Annotated in this window: 26 protein-coding genes, 5 tRNA genes and 1 riboswitch; of the genes, 24 read left to right on the forward strand and 7 right to left on the reverse strand. The window is 37.4% G+C overall.

Translation table 11 applies throughout. From position 1 onward, the window contains the following. Positions 1-69 precede the first annotated feature (69 nt). The 4 genes from AACL61_RS01920 to AACL61_RS01935 all read left to right on the forward strand — a co-directional run bounded on the left by AACL61_RS01920 (position 70) and on the right by AACL61_RS01935 (position 4,564). The gene (locus tag AACL61_RS01920) at positions 70-516 is read left to right on the forward strand and encodes a MerR family transcriptional regulator (protein WP_003668831.1); all 447 of its coding nucleotides are present in this window, start codon (positions 70-72) and stop codon (positions 514-516) included. Between the two features lie 78 nt (positions 517-594). Beyond that, entirely contained in the window at positions 595-942 is a 348-nt protein-coding gene (locus AACL61_RS01925; protein ID WP_339110909.1) for a DUF3368 domain-containing protein, read from the forward strand. Positions 943-1,372: 430 nt separating this feature from the next. Beyond that, the gene (gene rnjA, locus AACL61_RS01930; protein WP_102815769.1) at positions 1,373-3,229 is read left to right on the forward strand and encodes a ribonuclease J1; all 1,857 of its coding nucleotides are present in this window, start codon (positions 1,373-1,375) and stop codon (positions 3,227-3,229) included. A gap of 147 nt (positions 3,230-3,376) precedes the next feature. After that, positions 3,377-4,564 (forward strand): CPBP family intramembrane glutamic endopeptidase, encoded by a 1,188-nt coding sequence (locus AACL61_RS01935; protein WP_102815770.1) that lies wholly within the window; start codon positions 3,377-3,379, stop codon positions 4,562-4,564. A 47-nt stretch (positions 4,565-4,611) separates the two neighbouring features. Here the strand turns inward: AACL61_RS01935 and AACL61_RS01940 are convergent, their stop codons facing one another. From AACL61_RS01940 to AACL61_RS01955, 4 genes are read right to left on the reverse strand one after another with little or no spacing between them, the layout of a single operon-like run. Next, complete coding sequence (locus AACL61_RS01940; protein WP_102815771.1) at positions 4,612-5,265, reverse strand: amino acid ABC transporter permease; 654 nt, start codon at positions 5,263-5,265, stop codon at positions 4,612-4,614. Positions 5,266-5,277: 12 nt separating this feature from the next. Further along, complete coding sequence (locus AACL61_RS01945) at positions 5,278-5,916, reverse strand: amino acid ABC transporter permease (protein WP_003664618.1); 639 nt, start codon at positions 5,914-5,916, stop codon at positions 5,278-5,280. Then, positions 5,916-6,746 carry a transporter substrate-binding domain-containing protein gene (locus AACL61_RS01950; RefSeq protein ID WP_102815772.1) on the reverse strand — a complete coding sequence of 277 codons (831 nt, stop codon included), beginning with the start codon at positions 6,744-6,746 and terminating at the stop codon, positions 5,916-5,918. Before AACL61_RS01950 ends, AACL61_RS01945 begins: the two co-directional genes overlap by 1 nt. Positions 6,747-6,758: 12 nt before the next feature. After that, positions 6,759-7,499 carry an amino acid ABC transporter ATP-binding protein gene (locus AACL61_RS01955; protein ID WP_102815773.1) on the reverse strand — a complete coding sequence of 247 codons (741 nt, stop codon included), beginning with the start codon at positions 7,497-7,499 and terminating at the stop codon, positions 6,759-6,761. A gap of 276 nt (positions 7,500-7,775) precedes the next feature. On the opposite strand from AACL61_RS01955, the gene AACL61_RS01960 reads away from it, so the two are divergent. From AACL61_RS01960 to AACL61_RS01970, 3 genes are all read left to right on the forward strand, one after another. Further along, on the forward strand, positions 7,776-8,252 hold the full coding sequence (locus tag AACL61_RS01960) for a universal stress protein (RefSeq protein ID WP_339110910.1): 477 nt from the start codon (positions 7,776-7,778) through the stop codon (positions 8,250-8,252). 172 nt (positions 8,253-8,424) lie between these two features. After that, a complete protein-coding gene (locus tag AACL61_RS01965; RefSeq protein ID WP_339110911.1) occupies positions 8,425-9,108 on the forward strand; it encodes a VIT1/CCC1 transporter family protein in 684 nt (227 codons plus the stop codon). A 14-nt stretch (positions 9,109-9,122) separates the two neighbouring features. Beyond that, complete coding sequence (locus AACL61_RS01970) at positions 9,123-9,815, forward strand: VIT1/CCC1 transporter family protein (protein ID WP_102815776.1); 693 nt, start codon at positions 9,123-9,125, stop codon at positions 9,813-9,815. A gap of 63 nt (positions 9,816-9,878) precedes the next feature. Here the strand turns inward: AACL61_RS01970 and AACL61_RS01975 are convergent, their stop codons facing one another. Next, entirely contained in the window at positions 9,879-10,799 is a 921-nt protein-coding gene (locus tag AACL61_RS01975; RefSeq protein ID WP_102815777.1) for a cation diffusion facilitator family transporter, read from the reverse strand. Positions 10,800-10,981: 182 nt separating this feature from the next. On the opposite strand from AACL61_RS01975, the gene AACL61_RS01980 reads away from it, so the two are divergent. From AACL61_RS01980 to AACL61_RS02040, 13 genes are all read left to right on the forward strand, one after another. Further along, positions 10,982-11,656, forward strand: coding sequence for a metal-dependent transcriptional regulator (locus AACL61_RS01980; RefSeq protein ID WP_339110912.1), 675 nt, complete (start codon positions 10,982-10,984; stop codon positions 11,654-11,656). A 146-nt stretch (positions 11,657-11,802) separates the two neighbouring features. Next, positions 11,803-12,003, forward strand: coding sequence for a cold-shock protein (locus AACL61_RS01985; RefSeq protein WP_102815779.1), 201 nt, complete (start codon positions 11,803-11,805; stop codon positions 12,001-12,003). A 100-nt stretch (positions 12,004-12,103) separates the two neighbouring features. Continuing rightward, complete coding sequence (locus AACL61_RS01990) at positions 12,104-12,859, forward strand: threonine/serine exporter family protein (RefSeq protein WP_078009678.1); 756 nt, start codon at positions 12,104-12,106, stop codon at positions 12,857-12,859. Between the two features lie 11 nt (positions 12,860-12,870). Continuing rightward, entirely contained in the window at positions 12,871-13,344 is a 474-nt protein-coding gene (locus AACL61_RS01995) for a threonine/serine exporter family protein (RefSeq protein WP_078009679.1), read from the forward strand. 55 nt (positions 13,345-13,399) lie between these two features. Further along, a complete protein-coding gene (locus AACL61_RS02000) occupies positions 13,400-14,074 on the forward strand; it encodes a phosphatase PAP2 family protein (protein ID WP_102815781.1) in 675 nt (224 codons plus the stop codon). Between the two features lie 70 nt (positions 14,075-14,144). After that, the gene (locus AACL61_RS02005; RefSeq protein ID WP_013923838.1) at positions 14,145-14,600 is read left to right on the forward strand and encodes a GNAT family N-acetyltransferase; all 456 of its coding nucleotides are present in this window, start codon (positions 14,145-14,147) and stop codon (positions 14,598-14,600) included. 37 nt (positions 14,601-14,637) lie between these two features. Next, a riboswitch (Lysine riboswitch) is annotated at positions 14,638-14,812 on the forward strand. Positions 14,813-14,939: 127 nt separating this feature from the next. Further along, positions 14,940-16,415 (forward strand): amino acid permease, encoded by a 1,476-nt coding sequence (locus tag AACL61_RS02010; RefSeq protein ID WP_339110913.1) that lies wholly within the window; start codon positions 14,940-14,942, stop codon positions 16,413-16,415. A 99-nt stretch (positions 16,416-16,514) separates the two neighbouring features. After that, positions 16,515-17,156: a deoxynucleoside kinase gene (locus AACL61_RS02015; RefSeq protein ID WP_078010119.1), complete on the forward strand. Its 642-nt coding sequence runs from the start codon at positions 16,515-16,517 to the stop codon at positions 17,154-17,156. A gap of 65 nt (positions 17,157-17,221) precedes the next feature. Next, positions 17,222-17,294, forward strand: a tRNA-Val gene (locus AACL61_RS02020). A 7-nt stretch (positions 17,295-17,301) separates the two neighbouring features. Next, a tRNA-Leu gene (locus AACL61_RS02025) sits at positions 17,302-17,384 on the forward strand. 90 nt (positions 17,385-17,474) lie between these two features. After that, positions 17,475-17,546 (forward strand) — tRNA-Gly (locus tag AACL61_RS02030). Between the two features lie 5 nt (positions 17,547-17,551). After that, positions 17,552-17,625: transfer RNA gene (locus AACL61_RS02035), tRNA-Arg, on the forward strand. Positions 17,626-17,670: 45 nt separating this feature from the next. After that, a tRNA-Pro gene (locus AACL61_RS02040) sits at positions 17,671-17,744 on the forward strand. A 149-nt stretch (positions 17,745-17,893) separates the two neighbouring features. On the opposite strand, the gene AACL61_RS02045 is transcribed toward AACL61_RS02040, so the two are convergent. Together AACL61_RS02045 and AACL61_RS02050 are read right to left on the reverse strand one after the other, a co-directional pair. Further along, positions 17,894-19,045: a site-specific integrase gene (locus tag AACL61_RS02045; protein WP_019253146.1), complete on the reverse strand. Its 1,152-nt coding sequence runs from the start codon at positions 19,043-19,045 to the stop codon at positions 17,894-17,896. 62 nt (positions 19,046-19,107) lie between these two features. Beyond that, the gene (locus AACL61_RS02050) at positions 19,108-19,605 is read right to left on the reverse strand and encodes a helix-turn-helix domain-containing protein (protein WP_229392733.1); all 498 of its coding nucleotides are present in this window, start codon (positions 19,603-19,605) and stop codon (positions 19,108-19,110) included. A 134-nt stretch (positions 19,606-19,739) separates the two neighbouring features. On the opposite strand from AACL61_RS02050, the gene AACL61_RS02055 reads away from it, so the two are divergent. The 4 genes from AACL61_RS02055 (at position 19,740) to AACL61_RS02070 (ending at position 21,762) form a co-directional block, all read left to right on the forward strand. Then, positions 19,740-19,943: a helix-turn-helix domain-containing protein gene (locus AACL61_RS02055; protein ID WP_323058286.1), complete on the forward strand. Its 204-nt coding sequence runs from the start codon at positions 19,740-19,742 to the stop codon at positions 19,941-19,943. After that, the gene (locus tag AACL61_RS02060) at positions 19,940-20,275 is read left to right on the forward strand and encodes a hypothetical protein (RefSeq protein WP_229393183.1); all 336 of its coding nucleotides are present in this window, start codon (positions 19,940-19,942) and stop codon (positions 20,273-20,275) included. The genes AACL61_RS02055 and AACL61_RS02060 overlap by 4 nt, the downstream gene beginning before the upstream one ends. Before the next feature lie 90 nt (positions 20,276-20,365). Beyond that, positions 20,366-20,638: a helix-turn-helix domain-containing protein gene (locus tag AACL61_RS02065; RefSeq protein WP_019253142.1), complete on the forward strand. Its 273-nt coding sequence runs from the start codon at positions 20,366-20,368 to the stop codon at positions 20,636-20,638. Positions 20,639-20,880: 242 nt separating this feature from the next. After that, positions 20,881-21,762, forward strand: coding sequence for a hypothetical protein (locus AACL61_RS02070; protein WP_063164394.1), 882 nt, complete (start codon positions 20,881-20,883; stop codon positions 21,760-21,762). Positions 21,763-22,239 lie beyond the last annotated feature (477 nt).

A 22,239-nucleotide genomic window follows, 5' to 3' on the forward strand; every position in this document is an offset into this window, starting at 1 on the left:
CAAATAATTTGACAAAGATATCAAATTTTTGGTAATTTATGATTAAAATATACACTTTGGAGGAAAATGATGGATCCGCTTTCTGAAAAAATTAGAAAAATGATCGCTAGTAAACAATTAAAGATTAGTATGAGTGAAGTAGCACGTGTAACTGGTGTCTCTACTAGTCAACTAAGATATTGGGAGAAAAAGGGTTATATTAAATCGGAACAAGATGAGCAGAATAAAAATCACTATTTTAGTTTTCCAACAATTTTTCAGGTATTAACGATTAAAGTATTTTTGGATCAAGGTTTTACTTTAGCGATGGCTGTAAAAAAGGAACGAAAACGACGCGAACTTCATAAGATTTTTACCCGTTTTATTACGGACGGTATCAAAGAGGTAGAACAAACTGGAGAAGATAGTGGAGAAGTTAAGCTGGGTGCATTAGCTGAAGATTCCACAAAAGAAGTATATGCAGTGATTGATGGTGAAAAGACTAGTCTTCGTATTCGGGATCGGAAAGAAAATTAACGGATAATAAACTTTGTGTTAAGGTTAAAATGTAGAGGATAATCAAAGTAAATTAATTTGAGAAAGGAAGAATACTAATTGGCTACAACAGGTTTAAGTTATAGTGAGTTAAGCGACAATGCTAAAGAAGTTGCTCTTAATTCCTTTATTAATTTTTATGTTGATCAATATCATAGAGGTAGTTTAGAGATCCTTAGCTCACAAGTATCTAATGAATTAATGGCTACAATTAATCAAATCTTGCGCGATAATGCTTTTATGGGTCATCAAGAATTAGTTAATGTAAGCACGCGGCTAAGTAAGCCAGCTTATCAAAAAATTTTAACCGCATTGACTAATGTTAAATTTCATGAAGATGGGGAACCGGTTGTTGATTGGATGGAGGCTTGGGAACAAAAAGAGGAACAGTTACCAGAAGAAGATTAGGCAAGCAACGAGTGGGATTAAAAAAGGAAGGTGGCTGGGAGAAAACTTTTGTTTTCTCTCAGCCTCAACTGCTTTTATGAACAGTAGTAAGATATCGTGGAAATTAACTACAAGGCTCGAGGCTAAGTCCGAACGATAATCAGCCCGTGCCGTGCTAATCACCGTTCTATCCTTAGCCCACCGCCTTGTCGAGGAAGTTAATTCCCACTCACAACCTTCTTTTTTAATCAAAGAATTAGGCAATTACTACCTTCAATTTTGTAGATGTGGTAAAATAATAGTTAGTTTTACGTACGGATTAAATAATTAAGATTAAGTGCCAATAATAAAATGAATATCAATAACCGACCTTGTCAGAACAAAGCGGTTCTTTTGGCTTACTTAAATTCCGTTAATTAACATGATAAAAATCTATAGAAGGAAAGGTATTATGACAAAATTAAAGATTAAAAACAATGAAGTTGCCTTTTACGCCATGGGTGGTCTTGGTGAGATTGGTAAAAATATGTATTGTGTACAATTCCAAGATGAAATTATTGTTATTGACTGTGGAGTTTTATTCCCCGAAGATGAATTACTAGGAGTGGATTACGTAATTCAAAATTATGATTACCTCATTGAAAATAAAGATAAGATTAAGGGAATCTTTATTACTCACGGTCACGAAGACCACATTGGAGGATTACCATTCTTCTTACAAAAGGTCAATGCACCTATTTATGCTGGACCATTTGCAATGTCATTAATTAAAGGAAAACTGGAAGAAAAACACTTACTAAGAAATGCCGAATTGCATGAAATTAATGAATTTGATGAAGTTCATTTTAAGAAGTTATGGGTGAGCTTTTTCCGAACAACGCACTCAATTCCTGATACCCTGGGTGTGGCCGTTCATACTCCTCAAGGAACAATTGTCCAGACTGGTGACTTTAAGTTTGATTTAACACCAGTTGGTAATTTACCAGGTCCTAATCTTCAACAAATGGCTAAGTTAGGGGATGATGGGGTTCTCCTTTTAACATCAGATAGTACAAACGCTGAACGACCAGAATTTACAAAGTCTGAACGCTGGGTTGATATCCATATTCGCCGGATCTTTGAACGAATTAAGGGACGCATTATCTTTGCCTCATTTGCATCTAATGTTTATCGATTGCGTGAAGCATCTGATGCCGCAATTGCGCAAGGGCGAAAGATTGCGGTTTTTGGTCGCAGTATGGAAAATGCAATCACTGCTGGTCAAGAATTAGGGTACCTTAACATTCCTAAAGATTCACTTATTGACCAAAATGAAATTAACAATTATCCACCAGAAAAAGTATTGATCATGTGTACTGGATCGCAGGGAGAACCTATGGCAGCCCTTAGTCGGATTGCTAATGGTACTCACCGTCAAATTACTATTCAGCCCGAAGATACAGTTGTTTTCTCTAGTAACCCAATTCCAGGAAATACTACTAGTGTTAATGCCCTTATCAATAAGCTTGAAGAGAGCGGGGCTAATGTAATTCACGGGTATGTTAATAATATCCACACATCAGGACACGGTGGTCAAGTCGATGAAGAATTTATGCTACGGTTAATGAAGCCTAAGTTCTTTGCTCCGGTTCACGGGGAATACCGAATGCAAAAAATTCACACCAAGTTAGCTGAAATGACTGGTGTACCAAAGGAAAATAGCTTTGTCCTTGCAAATGGGGATGTTTTAGCTCTTACGAAGGATTCTTGCCGAGTAGCAGACCATATTGATAGTGTTAGCGATGTTTATATCGATGGTCGTGATGCCGGAGATACAGTTGGAAACCCAGAAATTCGCGAACGGCGCTTACTTTCGGAAGAAGGAGTTGTAACAGCGATTGCGGTTGTCGACTTAAAGGATTACCAAATTATTGCGGGACCTGATATTGTTTCTCGTGGCTTTGTTTATATGCATGAGTCACAAGAACTAATTAAGGCAGCCAATCATGAAGTATTCTGGGCAATCCTTAATACGTTTAAGAATCACAAACACGTTGATCAACGAGTATTAAACCGGACAATCATCAGCCGTTTACAAAAATTACTCTATGATCGCACCGGTCGTCGTCCAGTGATTATTCCGATGGTGACAATTTTGAACGGTAATAATCGTTCCGAAAACCAACACTATCGTCGACCAAACAATAAAAATAATCAAACACATAAAAACGAACGACAAAATAATCATTCCCACCGGAACTCTCAGCAACATTCTAAAAAGAAGAATAGTAAAGAGAAGCAACCAGTTGCAACTGGAAACACAAAATAAACGATAAAAGAACTTGCGGTTTTTTTGCCTGCAGGTTCTTTTGTGGTTTAAACTAAAAAAAGAAGATTTGTTCTTAAAACTAAGGAGATTGTTTGGTATGATCATATTTAGCAATTATTTTATATTTCCCAGAGAGGATGAGGAAAAATGACCGGAAACGATTATCTTAGGATCTGGTACCGGGTTCAAATTGGGGCGACCCTGGTCATTTTGGCAATGATGATGATTCGTAATTACGAATTTAATCGTCAGACCGTTGCATTAGCATTATTGATCATGGTTATTATTTTAGGAATTGGTTTAATCTTTGAACTCTTGCCTAATGTGTCCTTACTAGTTAAGAAGTTAAATGCATGGCTGCAGGTAATTGCCCAGCCGATAATTTTAGTGTTTGCCTGGGATGTAATGGTTCGAGAAATTATTGTTCTATTACGTTTACCATCCCGAGGCGTTGTGACAATGATGATTTTTTATTACTTTATAATGTTTGCACCATTTGCAAGCGTAATTGGTGAATTCATGCATTGGAGCATCGAACGACTAATCTTTATTGCCTGGTTAGCTCAGGTGGTTTTCACGCCATTGATTGCTTTACCAACAGACTTGGTTGATAATCACTTCTTATTATTGGCATTATCCACTGGTGCAGTTGGCGCAGTTGCCTTTTTTATTCTTACGACAACTGTCATGCGGACGTGGCACTTATCATGGCCAGGATTAAAACCACATTGGAGCGGTGATTTTAATTGGGGGATATTTGCTGGATTAGTTGTTGTTGATATTATCTTTATGGCCTTAAATACGGGAGAAATGCCAAGACTCCACCGTGCTAATTGGGATTTTACCCTTTCAGCATTTGAGGCTGCGGTAATGGAAGAGACCTTGTTCCGTTTCGCTATTCTGGGCATCTTATTCTATGCTTGGCGCAATGTCAAGCAACGCCTTCCGTTAGCATTGGCAACGAGCTCAATTTTATTCGGAATTGTTCATCTTACCAACTATGGCCCTCAAGAATGGTCAATGACTGTTTTACAAGCAGTTAGTGCAGCTGGTATTGGACTATTTTTTGCAACTGTTTATGTTTATACTGGTCAATTGTGGTTAGCAATGTTAATGCACTTCTTATTAGATTGGACGGCATTTATTGCTTCTGATTCAACGTTGATGACTGGCAAAGTAACAGTTCAGGATTGGATTGGGACGGGAATTGAATTAGTAGTATTTATTGGAATTGCCGTTTGGATGATGTTTGGACAACGACGTCAAGTGATGGAACGACATGTTAATCGCTTAACGGGAGAGCATCAACGGTTTGATTTTATGATTCAGTATTAAAAAATGGCGAGATTAGAAAAGTTTTCTAGTCTCGCCGTTTTTAATACTCAGGCAATGTGTTTATGCAAATAACGTGCAACCAATGATAATGAGTAGCAGACAATAAAGTAGAGGACTGCTAACGCAACGAACATTGGAATAATATAATTTGTGTTTTGTCCATAGATGATTTGGGCGTGGTACATTAACTCTGGCAAGACGATGATTGTTGCTAGTGATGTATCCTTAACTAATGAAATGAACTGACTAACGAGAGCCGGCATCATATTCTTAATTGCTTGTGGTAAGACAATAATTCGTAAAGCTTGCCACTTAGATAATCCGTTAGCTAATGCCCCTTCTGTTTGCCCATAATCAATCGAATTTATTCCTGAGCGAACAATTTCAGCAACCATTGCCGATTCGAAAATTGAAAGCGCCATAATTGCAGCTGGAATAATTTCTGGTTTAATTCCGATATTCGGGAGACCAAAGTAGGTGAAGAAAATTATTAGCAGGAGGGGAAGGTTACGGATAATATCGATAATGAACCCCACAATTGCTGATAAGTATTTGATGTTAGCGTAACGAATAATTCCGAGAAAAGTTCCCAAAATAAAGCTGATTATAATTGAAATTACGGAAACTTCAATTGTAATCCAAAGCCCTTCTAGGAGAAAACGGATATTAATCCATGAATAAGCGTCAATAAAATTTTGCATTGATCATTCCTCCTAGGCCAATTTCTTTTCAAGGTGTCGCATATAATAACTCAACGGAAGCGTGATGATGAGGTACATGATACCGACAATGAAATACGTGGGCATAGTTGCTAAGGTATCGTTTGCAATTAAATTTCCTTGGTACATAAGATCAAAGCCAGCAACAAAGGCAAGAACCGATGAGTTTTTAACCAAATTGATAAATTGATTACCGAGTGGTGGAATAACAACGCGAAATGCTTGTGGTAAAACAATGTAGCGCATCGCTTGTCCATAAGTAAGTCCATTGGCAAGGGCTCCTTCCATTTGGCCAGGATCAATTGAATTAATTCCAGCGCGTACGGTCTCAGCAATAAAGGCGGACGTATAAAGCGTTAAGCCAATTGTTCCCGCAGTAAATCCATTAATTTTAACAATATACATTGGAATGATCAGGAAAAAAGCCATCGTAATTACCAATAATGGGATATTACGAAAGACCTCTACATAGACATGACCAATTATTTTAACAACACGGTGTTGCGAAATCTCAAGAAGAGCAAAAAAGGTTCCGATAATGAGGCTCCCAATTAATGCGATAAGGCTACACAGAATAGTATTCCAGAGGCCTGTTAAAAGGGGATGCCACTCATTTATAATTAAATTTAACATTAGCGTTTCATCTCCTGATAATTAAATCCTTTAACATTCCCAAACCATTTAAGAAGAAGACGGTTGTAAGTACCATCCTTTTCAACTTCTCTTAACGCCCAGTTTAATTTATTACGGAAGCGCGCTTGGTTTTTGTTAACGGCGATTCCATAAGGTTCTTTAGTAAAGTTACCGCCGACAACTTCATAGCCCGGGTTTTCAGCTGCCATCCCATAGAGAATCCCATTATCAGTGGTAAGGGCATCCCCCTGTTTAGATTTAAGGGCCGTCATCGCTTGAGCATAGTCAGATAATTGAAGGACACGTGCTTTAGGAGCAAACTTCGCAACGTTTTTAACTGAATTTGATCCAGAAACCCCAAGAATTACAGCACCTCGTCGATTTAAATCGCTGATGTTTTTGATTGGACTTCCCTTTTTAACTAGGAGAGATTGACCAGCATCAAAGTAAGAATGGGTAAAGTCAACTTGCTTTTCTCGCTCAGGAGTGATCGTCATGGTTGCCATAATCGCATCAATATTACCATTTTTTAATAGGGGCACCCGGGTTCCGCTGGTTACAGGAACAAAAATTGGTTTTCCCTGTGGGCCGAGGATCTTTTTTGTAATAGCTGTTGCAAGATCAATTTCAAATCCTTCTAGCTTTCCTGTCCGGATATTTTCCAGCCCAAATAGGCGGGTATCTGCTTTAACTCCCCAGGTAATTCGTTGACTACGCATATCTTCGGTCAGAACATCTTTTTTTGCAATTGAGGTACCGCAGGCAGAAAGAGTAAGGAGAGCAACAAAGAGGAGGGCGCTAAGACTAATCAATCGCCAATACTTTTTCATTATAATTCCTCCTTAGTGACCACTGATCTTACTCATAAATTCGCGAGCACGCTCTGTAGAAGGCTGGTCGTCAAAGAATTTTTCGGTTGAATCGTCTTCTAAGATCCGACCATCTGCCATAAAAATAACCCGGTCAGCAACTGCCCGTGCAAAGCCCATTTCATGGGTCACTACTAACATTGTCATGTTGGAGTTTTTAGCGATATCTTTCATAACGTCTAAAACATCATCAATCATTTCAGGATCGAGAGCACTTGTTGGTTCATCGAATAGGAGGCATTTAGGCTTCATAGCCAGACTGCGGGCAATCGCAATTCGTTGTTTTTGCCCTCCAGATAGCTGAGCAGGCATACTTTCAGCTTTATTTGCAAGGCCAACTTTATCAAGCAGTTTCATTGCTAACTCACGGTTTTCTTCTTCCGGACGCTTTAATACAATTCGTGGTGCGAGCATTATGTTTTCGATAACACTCTTATTGTTGTATAAGTTAAAGTGTTGAAAGACCATTCCGACATCTTTTCGAATTAAATTTACATTGGTTTTCTTATCGGCAAGGTCAAACCCATTAACGATTAATTGACCGTCTCTAATAGGATCTAAACCATTAACAGTCCGGATTAAACTACTTTTTCCCGAGCCAGATGGCCCAATTAAAACAACTGTTTCACCATCATCGATTGTTAAATTAATATCTTTTAATGCATGAAACTTGCCATAATATTTTTGTACATTATGAAATTCAATCATTGACATGAAATAATTAACCCCGTTTCGTTATATTATCAAGAAGTAAGTAACTTTTATTATATCGATTGTTCTATAAGTCGTCAAAATGAGAATTGTGCAGAAGTGAATTTGAAAAAATAATTATAAAATCCTTTAATAAATCACTTTTATTTTAGGAATGCCGAAATAATTATTTACAAAATCGAGATAAGTAGTAACATAAGGAGTGAAGAATATGATTTAACGAAGAGGAGCGAGTAATGCTTCACCGTTAAAGTGTAGAACATAGGGAGGAGAATACTAATGTTCGAAATAAAGCCAAAGAAGTTCAAGAAGATCCTCGTTGGTGTTGACGATGCACCAGATGCCCGTGCCGCTTTCTCATACGCGGTTGATAAGGCGAAACGTGATGGTTCAGAGCTAGGAATTGTATCAATTCTGGAAACTGACCAGGTAAATGTATATCAAATCTTAGATAAGGATTATGTTCATAGCAGTGAAGACGAATTACGTCAACGGGTAAATGAATATGTCCAAGCAGCAATTGATTACGGCGTTGATCCAGAAAAGATTACGGCGATTGTTGATCGTGGGGAACGGCCAGCTGAGCGGATTTGTAATCATGTTATCCCCGCTTTTCAGCCAGATTTATTAGTTGTTGGTTCAATTGGTAAGAAGGGTAATCGTAAGGCGGTTGGTTCTCAGGCATCATACATGGCTCGTCATGCTGGAACGTCAGTATTTGTTATTCGGACAAACACTGTTCAGGCTTATGAATAAATAATTTAATTTTTTAAGATTATTGCGATAGTTCTGATTAGGACTATCGCTTTTTACATGAAAATATATTTTTTAATGATTCTAAGATAGAATATCATTTGAAGATTATTTGGTTGTTTTTTCTTATCCCTATGTTATAATGATTCTAAACTAAAAGAGGGAAGGGATAAATGTGTCCAAGAAAAAGATGTCACTAGCACAAAAGGTAAACGTTCTGCGTGCAAGTGTGATGGGGGCTAATGATGGGATTATTTCAATTGCCGGAATTGTTATCGGGGTGGCAGCGGCAACGAGTAATGCCCGTTCCATCTTAATCGCGGGTTTGTCCGGAACACTTGCCGGTATGATCTCAATGTGTATGGGGGAGTACGTCTCAGTTTCGACCCAAAAGGACTCACAAAAAATGGCTTTGATTAGTGAAAAGCAGCGGCTTCAGAATCAATACCAGCATGAATTTGACTATGTTCAAAAGAAATATGAAGCTCAAGACATTGATCCGCAATTAGCTAAACAAGCGACGAAAGAATTAATGGAAAAAGATGCTTTAGGGACAGCTGTTCAAGAGCGCCATGGCTTTAATCCCAATGAGTTTACAAGTCCATATGCTGCGGCGATTGCTTCCTTTATATCCTTTCCAACTGGTTCAATTTTACCAATGGTGGCGGTTACCGTTTCTCCCGCAAATGTTCGAATCTTAGCAACCGCAATTGCAGTTCTAATTGCCTTGTTAATTACTGGTTATTTTGCGGCGGTTTTAGGAAAATCTAACCGAATTAAATCGATGATCAGGAATGCAGCTGCTGGATTATTAACAATGGGGGTTACGTACCTGATTGGACAATTATTTGCGCGGTAGGGAGATGAGATTAAATGAGTATTAAGGTGAAAAAACATCAGAAGCAAACAATGGAAGAAAAACTGAATACGTTACGAGCAGGGGTACTAGGTTCAAATGATGGGATTTTGACTGTTGTCGGTGTTTTGGTATCGGTGGCAGCAGCGACAAGTGACCGTTTTACTATCTTCATTGCTGGCTTATCTGATTTGCTTGCCTGTGCATTTTCAATGGCTTCTGGCGAATATGCCTCTGTATCTACTCAAAAGGATACAGAAAAAGCGGCCGTTGCTAAAGAAGAGCAACTCTTAAAGGACGATTATGAAGGGGAACTTGCGGCAGTAAAAGACTATTATGTAAATAAAGGAGTTACTCCTGAAACATCAATCAAAATTGCTAAGGATCTCCTTAATAAAAAGCCCCTCGAGACAGTTGTTCGGATTAAGTATGATATTGAGCTTGGTCACTATCTTAACCCTTGGGATGCTGCATTTTCTTCTCTTTTTTCAGCAGCTGCCGGAGGATTAATTCCGTTGATGGCGATGACTTTTGCTCCCGAAGCATATAAGTGGTATGCCGTGATTTTGGCAGTTGCCTTTACGAGTGCTCTAACCGGTTATATCAGTTCTAAACTCGGGAACGGGCTTGTAAAAGTTGCAGTTATTCGAAATATTATTATTGGTTTGATTACGATTACGATTCACTATGGAGTCGGAAAATTATTTTAATCGATGTAAAAAATAGGAAGCAAGAGGCTGAGTTTTCGCTCAACTTTTTGCTTCCTTTTAATTTTAGTCCTCTTTGAAATCGTTATTAATAACGTTCTTTTCATCAACAGGAGTGTTGAATAATTTTTCATCTTTCCCACGGTGATATTCTGCTTGAATAGTAACGTGACAGATCCCATATTTTTCATGCAAGATTTTTTCTACTTGACTATAGATTCGCTCAACTTGGCTTAGTGGCAAGTCATCACAATTAAGATGGGCAGAGAAAATGATTCGGTGTTCATCCATCATCCATGCATGGACGTGATGAACTGCCGTAACTCCGTCGATTTGCTTTAAATCATTTTCGATGGAATTATAATCAAGATCTGGGGAGGACTGCATGAGAATTTTAATGGTTTGATTAATAATCGGCCAAGCCTCATAAGCAATATAGAGGGCAACCCCAATTGTCAAGGCGGGATCAAGCCATGGAACATTAACAAAGGTAAGAATGATTCCTCCAATGATAACGGCAACTGATGAAAGTGCATCACTTAGAATGTGGAGATAAGTTGCTTTGACATTTAAGCTGTCTTCGCTTCCGGCATGTAAGAGGGTTGCAGAAATAAAGTTGGCAAGCAGACCAATCACGGCTACGGTTAACATAATGCCCCCGTTAATATGCTGGGGATGCTCTAACCGCTTAATAGCTTCAATAATTAAAAAGACAGAGATAACAATTAAAAAAATACTATTAGTTAATGCTGAGAGGATTTCAGCTCGACGGTAGCCATAAGTTCGTTGCTGATTCTCTGGTTGCCCGCCAATATGCTGGGCAAAGTAGCCTAGTACAATGGAAAGCGAATCCCCTAAATTATGAAAAGCATCTGATAGTAAGGCTAAACTTCCCGAAAGAATACCTCCGAAGATTTCAACAATTGTAATTAATACATTTAGGAGGGTAACTGCTAAAAAGCGTTTCCCCGTTACTTTTTCGTCCATGATTTACCTACTCCTCCGTAAAGATCGATTGCGGGTTTATAAAAAGCTTATAACAAAAAAGTTAGGCTTTCCAAACTACACTTTTAATAATATGCTATAATCAATTTGGGTTCAATGTTAATATATAAAAACACATAATGACCGATCGTAGGCCAAATTTTAATACCCAGAGGTGAAACAATTTGACTCCAATGAAGGAAGACTATCTAAAAATTATTTTTGAATTAGGTGGTAGTCATAAAAAAGTTTCTAATAAAGAGATTTCCCTTGGACTAGGAATTGCCGCTGGATCAGTAACCGAGATGATTTCTAAGTTGGCTGACGAAGGGCTAGTTGTTCATGAACCATATGCTGGTATTTCTTTAACTGAAAAGGGACAAAAGTATGCTGCAGAATTAGTTCGAAAGCATCGTTTATGGGAAACATTTTTAGTGGATAAGCTTCACTACAATTTTGCCGACGTCCATTCAGAAGCGGAAATTCTTGAACATCAGACAAGTGATCGACTAGCAACGGCCTTAGATGCTTTTCTTCAACACCCTGATCATTGTCCGCATGGTGGAGTAATTCCATCAGCTAATGGCAAGTTCCCAGATGTAACACATCGTTTATTAGCAGATGCTAATGATGGGGAAAAAGTTGAACTAGAACGATTCTTAGATAATCATGAACTTCTCACTTACTTAGAAGAGTTAGGATTACGACCTCAGGAACAAGTAACTGTAATTCGCCATGAGCCTTTTGAAGGACCAATTGTGATTCAAAAAGAGGATAACGACCAAGAAATTAATGTTTCATATAAGGCCTCACATAATATTTTTATTGAACCGGACACAGCTCAAGAAAATAAAGGTTAATTATGTAAATGATTGCTTATGTGATACAATGGTTTTTGTAGTTTTTTTAAGTGCGGTTGGTTCGATTGTTTCATTGCAAATGGATCTCTTCACCTGAGACGAATTACAAATTATATTAGTGCTTAATGCACAGGAGGATTTCCAACATGGAACAAGGAACTGTTAAATGGTTTAATGACGATAAGGGATATGGCTTCATTACTCGTGAAAGCGGCGATGACGTGTTTGTTCATTTTTCTACTATTCAAGGGGATGGCTTTAAGTCATTGAGCGAAGGACAACATGTTACGTTTGAAGTTGAAGAAGGCGAACGTGGCCTTCAAGCTGCAAATGTAGTTAAAGACTAAATACAAAAAACGACTGGATTTTTCCGGCCGTTTTTTGTATTGAGCTCCTTATCTAAACAGAGGATAATAATAAATATCTTTGAACAGAGAAGGCGAAAAGATGTTAACGAAACGACGACAAGCACTAGCACTAAAGACTTGTTTGCTAGCTGGGAGACTTTTAATTGAAAATGGATCAAATATGGAACGAGTTAACGACACCTTATCCCGAATGGCAAAAAGTGCAGGACTTCATGGCTTTCAGGCTTTTACAACCGTAACTGGAATTGTAGTTGGGACGATTAATGAACCTGATGCCCAAGTAATTACTATTCGTCATCGCAAAAACAATTTAAGTAAAATTGCGGATGTCAATGAAGTTTCTCGTGAACTAGCACGGCGCAAAATTGATGTTCCACAAGCATTTGCTAAATTAAAAAAGATTGATCGCCAAAAGATGTCAAGATGGCAAAACTGGTATGAATCATTTGCTGCTGCGATTTTAAGTGGTGCATTAATGATTGTCTTTACAGGTAATGTTTCTGATTCTTGGGCTGGTTTTCTTGCAGGTGGCGTAGGTTACGGAGCATTTTCATACCTTTTACGAAAGTTTAAGATTCAATATTTAGGAGAGTTTTGTTCTTCCTTAATTATAGGTATTTTGGCGGTGATCTTTGTTAAAATGCACCTTGCTAATAATATTAATGATATTATTATTGGTGCGGTTATGCCTCTGGTTCCTGGGGTACCCTTAACTAATGCGGCACGGGATTTAGTTTCCGGAAACTTAATTAGTGGACCTACAAGAGGGATTGAGGCGATTCTAACTGCCGTTTCGATTGGTAGTGCAATTGTAATTGTTCTGCACTTTAATTAGGAGGGTAGGAGATGAATTGGGGTAACCTATTATTACAATTTTTCTTATGCTATGTTTCGACAGTTTGTTTTGGTATCCTCTTAAATATTCCTAAACGTGCCTATCATACTGCGGGGATGATTGGTGGAGGCGTATGGGTAGTCTACTGGATAATGTATTATTGCAGTGGCATTGGCCTTGCGTTTAGTAATTTAGTTGCTGCAATCTTAATTTCGGTATTAAGCCAGGCAGCAGCTCGTCGAAAACGAATGCCAATTATTGTTTTTAATGTGCCCGCGCTAGTTCCATTTGTGCCTGGAGGACAGGCTTATAAAATGGTTCGTAATTTTGCTATTGGTAATTACCATCTTGTTAATGTTTATTTCTACCAGGTAGTTGTCATTGTTGGTGCAATTACGCTTGGTTTTGGTTTGGGAGAGCTTTTAAATCGTGTTTTGAACTATCTTCATAAATATTTAATCAAAAAGTCACGATGGAATTTTTGACACTGTGGTATACTCATTTTTGATTAATTAATTTAAGTTAGGAGAATCCTTGATTATGTTTATTGAACGTGATGATCATCGGTGGTGGCGCTTTGCCTTAAGCGGTGGTTTCTTTATCGCATTGATGCTATTAATTATGTTTAATTCGTCAGTGCTAACAATGATTGATGCTGTTCTGCAGTCGTTATTTACTAGTCAGCGCCTGGAAGGAATTGGTTGGTTCCATGCTTTGATGAGCTTACTTTCATTTTTAGCTAAACCGGTCTTAGATTTAGTATGGGTATTTATTATTGCAGGTGTTTTATGGTTGAAGGGCTATCGCATCCCGGCTTTATGGTCATTAGGAACGATTTTTGGTGGTGATGTGCTTGGAACAATTATTAAACACATCGTTAAGCGGGTCCGTCCTGCACAACACTTGGCAGCAGATGATGGCTATAGTTTCCCTAGTGGTCACACTTTAGGATTCTTCTTGGTAGTAGCAATTTTATTCTTAATTGTAATTCCGCTTATTCAAAAAGCATCTGTCCGCACAATTTTGCAAATTTTATTAATATTTGCAGTCTTCTTTTTGACGGTATCGCGGGTATATCTTTATGCTCACTGGCCTTTTGATACTATTGGTGCAATGTTATTAGCTTATGCATGGTTACAAGTAGCTGAATGGCTCTATGTCGCTTGGGCACCACGATTGCAACGGATTCCGTTCTTCCGTAGCATTGAAATTTAATAATCGAAATTGATGGAGGGCAATCTTTTTGGTTGCTTCTCTTTTTTATTTCCCGGGAAATAGGAGAAAAATGAGTGAAATTATAATTGAATCAGCAAAAACTAATAACAATTTAGGAGCAATAGTTAAATTGTTGGATAATGAAAACTTAACACAAGCAGTGGGACTGCTTTTACCACTTCAAAGAGAAAAACGTGTGCAAGCTATTAAGATGTTTGTTCGCCAGAATCATGTAATGGTAGTGAAACTAAATGAAGATGTAGTGGGGATGATTGTATTAAGTGCTTGGTATGGGGATGAAGGAAAAAGAATTGCTCATCATTATGAATTAGGTTATCTTTTGCAGCAAAACCAATGGAATAAAGGCATAATGACAACTGCACTTCAAAAATTTATTTCTATTTTGCCATCTAAAATTACGATTCATGCGGAGTGCAAACAAAGTAATTATCGTTCTCAGCGAGTACTTGTTAAATGTGGTTTTACTTATGACAAGGATGACTTATGGCAACGCATTATTAAATAATCGGACTTGCATTTTTATTTGAGTGGGGTATAATTTCATTCGATGAAGAGGTTGCATATTTTATCAGTAACTAGTATTAGGTGAATAAGCACCGGAGTATTAGTAAAAGGGAAATATGCCGAAACACTACTTAGCTTATTTCTGGTAGATGTTGGGCTATAGTCACAATAGGCTATAGACTGTCGCAATAATTGCGGAGCGCTTCCTAAATTGATTCAACGATTAATTATAGGTATTAAGTTGGGTCTTCTGGTGGGGTTACCGATCAGAAGACCCTTTTGATTTATCCTCTTCGAAAATGTTGACGTTAAGGCACACAAATTTGGAGGAAATATATTTATGGCAGATGAATCTAAGTCGACGGGTCATATGGAACGGACATTACAGACACGTCATTTGTCCATGATTGCTCTTGGTGGAACAATCGGTACGGGACTTTTTATTGCCAGTGGATCCGCTATTTCAACTGCGGGACCTGGTGGAGCGTTAGTTGCATATGGAATTATGGGAATTATGGTTTATTTCCTAATGACGAGTCTAGGGGAAATGGCAACATATATGCCATTAACTGGGTCATTTTCAGCTTATTCAACAAAATTTGTTGATCCAGCACTAGGTTTTGCTCTTGGTTGGAATTATTGGTTTAACTGGGCGATTACAATCCCCGTAGATGTTACAACTGCGGGAATTGTAATGAATTATTGGCTTCCTAATGTTCCAGGCTGGATTTTTAGTGTAACAGTGATGGCATTAATTTTCTTAATCAATTATTTATCAGTACGATCTTATGGTGAAACTGAATTTTGGCTTGCTTTAATCAAAGTTGTCACAGTTATCGTATTTTTAATTGTCGGTGTTGCAATTATTTTTGGAATTATGGGTGGTAAGCCAGTTGGATTAAGCAACTTCCACTATAAGCAGGCACCGTTTGTTGGAGGTGTGCCAGCAATTATTAGTGTTTTCTTGGTTGCTGGGTTCTCATTCCAAGGAACAGAATTAGTTGGAATTACTGCTGGTGAAGCTGCTACACCAGAAAAGTCTGTCTCAAAGGCAATCCATTCAACTTTCTGGCGAATTTTACTTTTTTATATTTTTGCTATTTTTGTTATTGCCTGCATCCTTCCTTACACAGATAAGAACTTATTGAATCAAGACGTTTCAAATATTACAATGAGTCCATTTACGATTGTGTTTAAGCGGGCAGGATTAGCATTTGCGGCTAGTGCAATGAATGCGGTTATCTTAACTGCCGTCATTTCTGCTGCTAACTCTGGTTTATATGCTTCAACCCGGATGCTTTATTCACAAGCGCGTGAAGGATATGCATGGCGGATTTTTGGTTATGTAAACCGGCATGGTATTCCGATTTATGCTTTGCTGGGAACGATGGTTGTTTCATTAGCAGCCTATGCAACCCAATTCATTGGTCCCAAAGCTTATAACTACTTAATTGGTGCATCTGGATTGTGTGGATTTATTGCATGGTTAGGAATTGCAATTTCCCACTACCGCTTTAGGAAGGCATTTCTTAAGCAAGGCCATACACTGTCTGAATTGAAGTATCATGCAACAGGGTTCCCATTTGGTCCAGTATTCGCGCTTACTCTATGTATTATCGTTATTTGTGGTCAAAACATTGATGCTTTTGTAAAAATGGATTGGCAAAACATTTTAATTACTTACATGGGAATTCCATTATTCTTAATTCTTTTCTTCTACTACAAGATTCGTTACAAGACGCACTTGATTCCGCTTGATAAGGTTGATTTATCAAGGCGAACAAAGGGTGAGTCGTACGAACCGGAAGATGATTAATAAAATAAAAAGGGAACGAGAAAATACTCGCTCCTTTTTATTTTAAATGTTAGAATTGTTTTCGTTACTTTTTGAATTTGAAACAGGGGGAAATAACTAATGATTGCTATAGCCGGGACAATCGGTGCAGGAAAGACCAGTTTGACAAAGCTGTTGGCAGACCATCTTAATAGCCAGGCCTTCTATGAATCTGTTGACGACAATAAAATTTTGCCGCTTTTTTATAAAGATCCTAAAAAATATGGTTTCTTATTACAGATTTACTTTTTAAACAAGCGGCTTGATGAGATTAAAGATTCATACTCAAATGATTTAAATGTTTTGGACCGTTCAATTTTTGAAGATGCCTTATTATTCAAGTTAAACGCAGATATGGGTCGAGCTACGGAAACGGAGTCAAATATTTATTCTTCATTATTAGGTAACATGATGGAAGAATTACCAGAGCAACCACACCAAAAAGCCCCCAACCTTTTAATTACAATTAGGATTTCGTTTGAGACAATGCTTGAACGGATTAAGAAACGGGGACGTTCATTTGAACAAATTGCTAATGATCCTTCATTATATTCATATTATAAAAACTTAAACGAACGTTATGTTCAATGGTATGAGGATTATAATGAAAGTCCTAAGATGGTTATTAATGGTGATAAATATGATTTTGTTGAAGATCCGGCTGCTGCTAAGAAGGTTTTAGCCATGATTGATGAAAAATTAATTGAATTAAATCTTAAATAGGATTTGACAAAAAATCATATAGATGATATATTAAATAGGCTGATTTATATAGCAAGCCTATTTATGGAGGATTAGCTCAGTTGGGAGAGCATCTGCCTTACAAGCAGGAGGTCACAGGTTCGAGCCCTGTATCCTCCATTAATTTGCGGATGTGGCGGAATTGGCAGACGCGCAAGATTTAGGATCTTGTATCATTTTGATGTAAGGGTTCAAGTCCCTTCATCCGCATTTAATATTTTTTGAAAATTCTTGTTGACATTGATGAGATTTTCATGTAATATTAGTAATCGTTGATAGGTAATAACTTATCAGAGACATGCGGAAGTAGTTCAGTGGTAGAACATCACCTTGCCATGGTGGGGGTCGCGGGTTCGAATCCCGTCTTCCGCTTATATGCACCCATAGCGCAATTGGATAGAGTGTCTGACTACGAATCAGAAGGTTGAAGGTTCGACTCCTTCTGGGTGCACTAATTATAGTAAGCGTAACAGTTAAACTGTCACGCTTATTTTTTCGGAATTTAGCTCAGCTTGGTAGAGCGCTGCGTTCGGGACGCAGAGGTCGCAAGTTCAAATCTTGTAATTCCGATTTATATATAATAAGGACTGTCATTAAACGGTAAATCGTTGAAATGACAGTCTTTTTTGTTTTGTAAAATGTATTGAATTGTACCTAGTAGGCAACAATTCTGTAAAAAATTCTGTAATAGAGTTTTGAAAATTCTGTAATGAAAATTCTTAATCAAAAGCGATTAAATTAGCCATTGTGTCAGCGGTTCTCGCTTTTTCTTCTTCGGATATTCCAGCGTAAACGTTTAAGGTCGTATCAGCGGAAGCGTGACCTAATTCTGCTTGAACTTGTTTAGCCGTTAGATTATTATTTTCAATTCCAAGAGTTGCAAAAGTATGTCGCCACCCCTTGATTTCTAAATATGGGACGCTGTGAGCCTCACAGAAGCGTTTTAACCATTGTGATGGGTAATTTACTGACATCATATTAGAATCGCTTATACGGGTGAATACGGGCAAATTAGCTCTATGAGAATTTTGGCCGATAGAAAGTAAGTATTTTGCCTGTTCTAATTGCCAAATTTTTAAGTATTTTTCAGTTTTCGTAGCAAGAAAAATTGTTCGTTTGCTATTCTTTGTTTTAGGCGAATTAAGAATTGATTTATTACCAACGCCAAACGACTGTGTGCGTTGAACTCTTAAAGTATGAGTTTCAAAATCAATATCTTGCCATTGCAAACCTAACATTTCGCCACGGCGTAAACCAGAGTTAGCAATAAGCCAAAAGAAAGTGAACATTTCCGTTGGAGCGTTAGCTTTCATTGCCTTTAAGACAGTTTGAAGCTCCTCACGTGTGTAGAATTGCTTTTTTGAAGAAGTCTTCACTGGTTGGCGGTCAGCTCTTGGTAAATGAACTTTTTGAGCAGGGTTAGTATGAATATAATTACGCTCAACAGCAAACTCTAAAATGCTGTTTAACAATAAATAAAAGCGATAGTATTTCTTGTAAGGGTGGAAATACCATTTTTCAACTGCATTTTGGCAATCATCAATTGTGATTTTGCTAATGATCATTTCACCGAAAAACGGAGAAATGTGGTTTCGCATAACTGTATGAATATTGTTTAAGCTAGATGGTTTAAGGTCAGCTTTAATCTTAAGCCATTTAGTATATACTTGCTGAAATGTTAGCTTTGAATCTGCAAAATAATCTCTTTGTTGAAGCTCATTTTCAAGTTGTAATGCAACTTGGGTGGCTTCTTTTTTTAGTTTAAAACCAGCTTTATTAACTTGCCGATATTTTCCGTATCTATCAGTGTATGACACTGTAACCATCCAACGTTGTCCCTTTTTAGTTTGATATTTCCGGTAAGATGCCATGTTGATTAACCTCCATAATCGCACAGCTGTCCGGCAGGTGATTATGTATGTCACTTGAGAGGTTAATCTATGTCTTTAGAGCGATCTACTTCGTTTTCAAACCAAGAAATAAAGCTTTTGATGACTTGCTCTTTTTGAGGTTTATTTAGTTCCCTGATTTTTTCGTTTGTGTCAGCAAACTTGGCGTCAGGGTTATCAGACGCGCGGTTGGAGTAAATCATGTATAGCATTGAAAATAGCGATTGGCTACTTATGGTGAGGGGTAGGTTATTATCATCAGCCATACCACTTAAACCGTGGGCTGGTGGATCTTTGTAGGGTTTTGAAAAGTCCCATTTTGGTTCAGTATTTGGAGTATCACTAAGTCCCATGAGGTACTCAACGGAAACATTAAAGAAATCAGCAAGCTTTTGCCAAGTTTTAAGCTTTGGTTCACGTTCTCCACGTTCATATTTACTCAATGAGTCAGAGGATATCGAAAGCCCTCTGCTATTTAATTTATCGCTAAGTTGAGCCAAGGATAATCCATGTTTTTTTCTTAGCTCTCTAAGTCTATACAAAGGATATCACCTTCTTTCAATAATAATACCATAAAAATCATCAAATAATACTTTAAGTATTGAAAATGCCAAATTATGTTATATAATACTTACAGTATATAAAATACTAAAAGTATTCAAAGGAGTGATTAGGCGTGCCAGAATTTATGAGTTTAGAGCAGGCTACGAAGTATTTAGGCTTTAAGTCACAAAAAAGCTTAAAAAATTATATTCGTGAGGGCCTGCCGGTTATTATGATTGGAAGGTCAAAACGAATTAGTAAAAAAGCTATTGACGAGTTTATGAATGCTCACACGGTAGTAGCTGCGCAGAACAAACAAGGAGGTGACAAAGAATGACAGAAGTTAAACAGGACATGAAAACAGCCCCACAAGAAGAACGTGAGACGATTATTTCTTATGACCGTCAAACAAAAACGTGGCACATTTATACGGACGAGCCTAAGCATGCCAGGAAGTATGAGAAGTATGTAACTTGTCCTCAACGCAAAGGTTACAACTCAGCAGGTCAATTAATCATGCTGGAGGGTGATATTGATAAAGGGACGGTTTCCATTAGTAAGAAAGTACGCCTTACGGAAAAACAAAAAGAAAGGCGGAAACAAGTATTACAGAATGCTCTTATTTCTCACAGAGCTAGTTCACGATCGAAGAAATCAGACATCAACTAATTAATTTTATAAATTACCCATAAATAAAACGACGTAATTTTTAGACCATCAGGAAGTAACCTAGCAGAATTCCTTAAAGGAGTGGTTGAGTTGCAATTAAGCTTAGAAACATCAGAAACCTTTGAAAATCAATTACGAGAAGCAATTTCTCAACAGTTACATCAAGAATTGGAAAGCTTTGTTAATACAAGTGGCTATCCACCATACATGAATAAAAAGGTAACGGCGAAGTATGTTGGGGTATCTTACAAGACATTTGATAAGTGGGCTGATGAAGTTAAATTGCCTTTTGTCAAAATTGGAAATGTAACACGATATAAGCGATCAGAAGTCGACTCTTTTCTAGCAAAACATAGAAATTAAAAAGAAGATAAGCACAACTGTCCGGCGTGATTATTAATTAATAACTAGAAAGAATTATCAAAGACGAAAGGAAAGCTTAGTAATGTTGATGATAAAAAAATACTCTCAGCTAGTGAGGGCTGAGAGTATAGAAAAAAGTTCTATTGAGTTGTCGTGTAGTGATGAAAACTCAACAGAACTGATAATGTGCAGATATGAAAACAATCTACACTTTTATCTTAACACAAGAAAGAGTGAGGAAAATGGCAGATAGAAGAATGATTAACAGAATAATTATGAGCCAAGCTAAATTTATTAAAATGCCACTTTCAGCACAAGGACTTTATGCACAGTTAATGGCTAATACTGATGATGATGGCATTGTTCAAGCATTTAGCGTTATGAGGATGGTAGGAGCCTCTGACGATGACTATAAACTTTTAGTAGCTAAGGGATTTGTTAGACCTTTAAACGATGATTTGGTTTCTTATATGTGTGATTGGTCAAAGTCTAATACGTTACGGCGAGATAGAAAAGAAGATTCAGAATATCAAAGTTTACTTCATGAAATATTACCTGATGAACCAATTAGAAAGGCAAAGCCTAGAGCGGATACTGGAAAAAAGAAAGGAGGTAATAAGAATATGTCCAATGGACGTCCATTGGACGGTCCATGGACGGCAGAAGAGAAGATGAAGAGAATAGAAGAGAATAGAATGGAATGTAATAGAGATGAAGATGAAGAGGAACATAATCAATCCTCATCTTCTTCAAAAATAATCAATAATTTTATAGCAACTCATCAAATTTCATTTAATAAATATCAGCTTCAGCAAATTAATGAGTTTAAACAACAGCTAAATGATGAACGGCTAGTTGTTCGTGCAATGAAAGAAGCTATGAGTAAGAATAATGATCCTAAGGTTGAATTGCCATTTAGCTATTTAGTTAAAATCTTATCTCGCTATGTACAAGAACATGTAACGTATGAATCTTTACAAGCAAAAATAACTAATACTTTTAGGAAATCAAGTAATGAGCAAATGCCAGAGTGGAGTAAGAAATCGCAAGAAGAACTCTGCAAAAAAGCAGATCCAGAAGTGATCCATAAAGTCAGAGAGCGAATAGCCAACAGAGGAAAATAGAATTTGAGGAATGAACTACTTTAGAGGGGCTCAGAGGTCAATTAAGTGATGATGTAGTTCTTGATGCAATGGATAAAGCAAGAGCTTATAGCAAAGACAAAAATATAGTTTTATCGTTTAGCTATTTCTTAAAAATAATTTAGGATTATGTTGCTAATGAGATTGAAAAAAGTTCTGGCTTAAAGGACAGCTAGATATAAAACTAAATTGCTATAAATAAATTACGAGGGGTGAATTACAATGTTTAAGTTTTTAGAACGTAGAAAAATCTGGGGGGGGGTAAAAGGCGTCACCTAGTCGTTGAGTATAATTGGCAAAAAGAATGGCCATCGGTGTGGAATGATGAAGTGATTTTTCTAAACGCTAAAGCTGGAATTAAAGAGAAAATAATTATGCTAAGTAAAATATATTTTTTTAACTGAAACTTGAAAGCCCAATATTGCGGTAATGTACCGTGATATCGGGCTTTCTTCCTTA

The sequence above is a fragment of the Limosilactobacillus reuteri subsp. porcinus genome (assembly GCF_036621895.1).
GTDB lineage: Bacteria > Bacillota > Bacilli > Lactobacillales > Lactobacillaceae > Limosilactobacillus > Limosilactobacillus reuteri_J.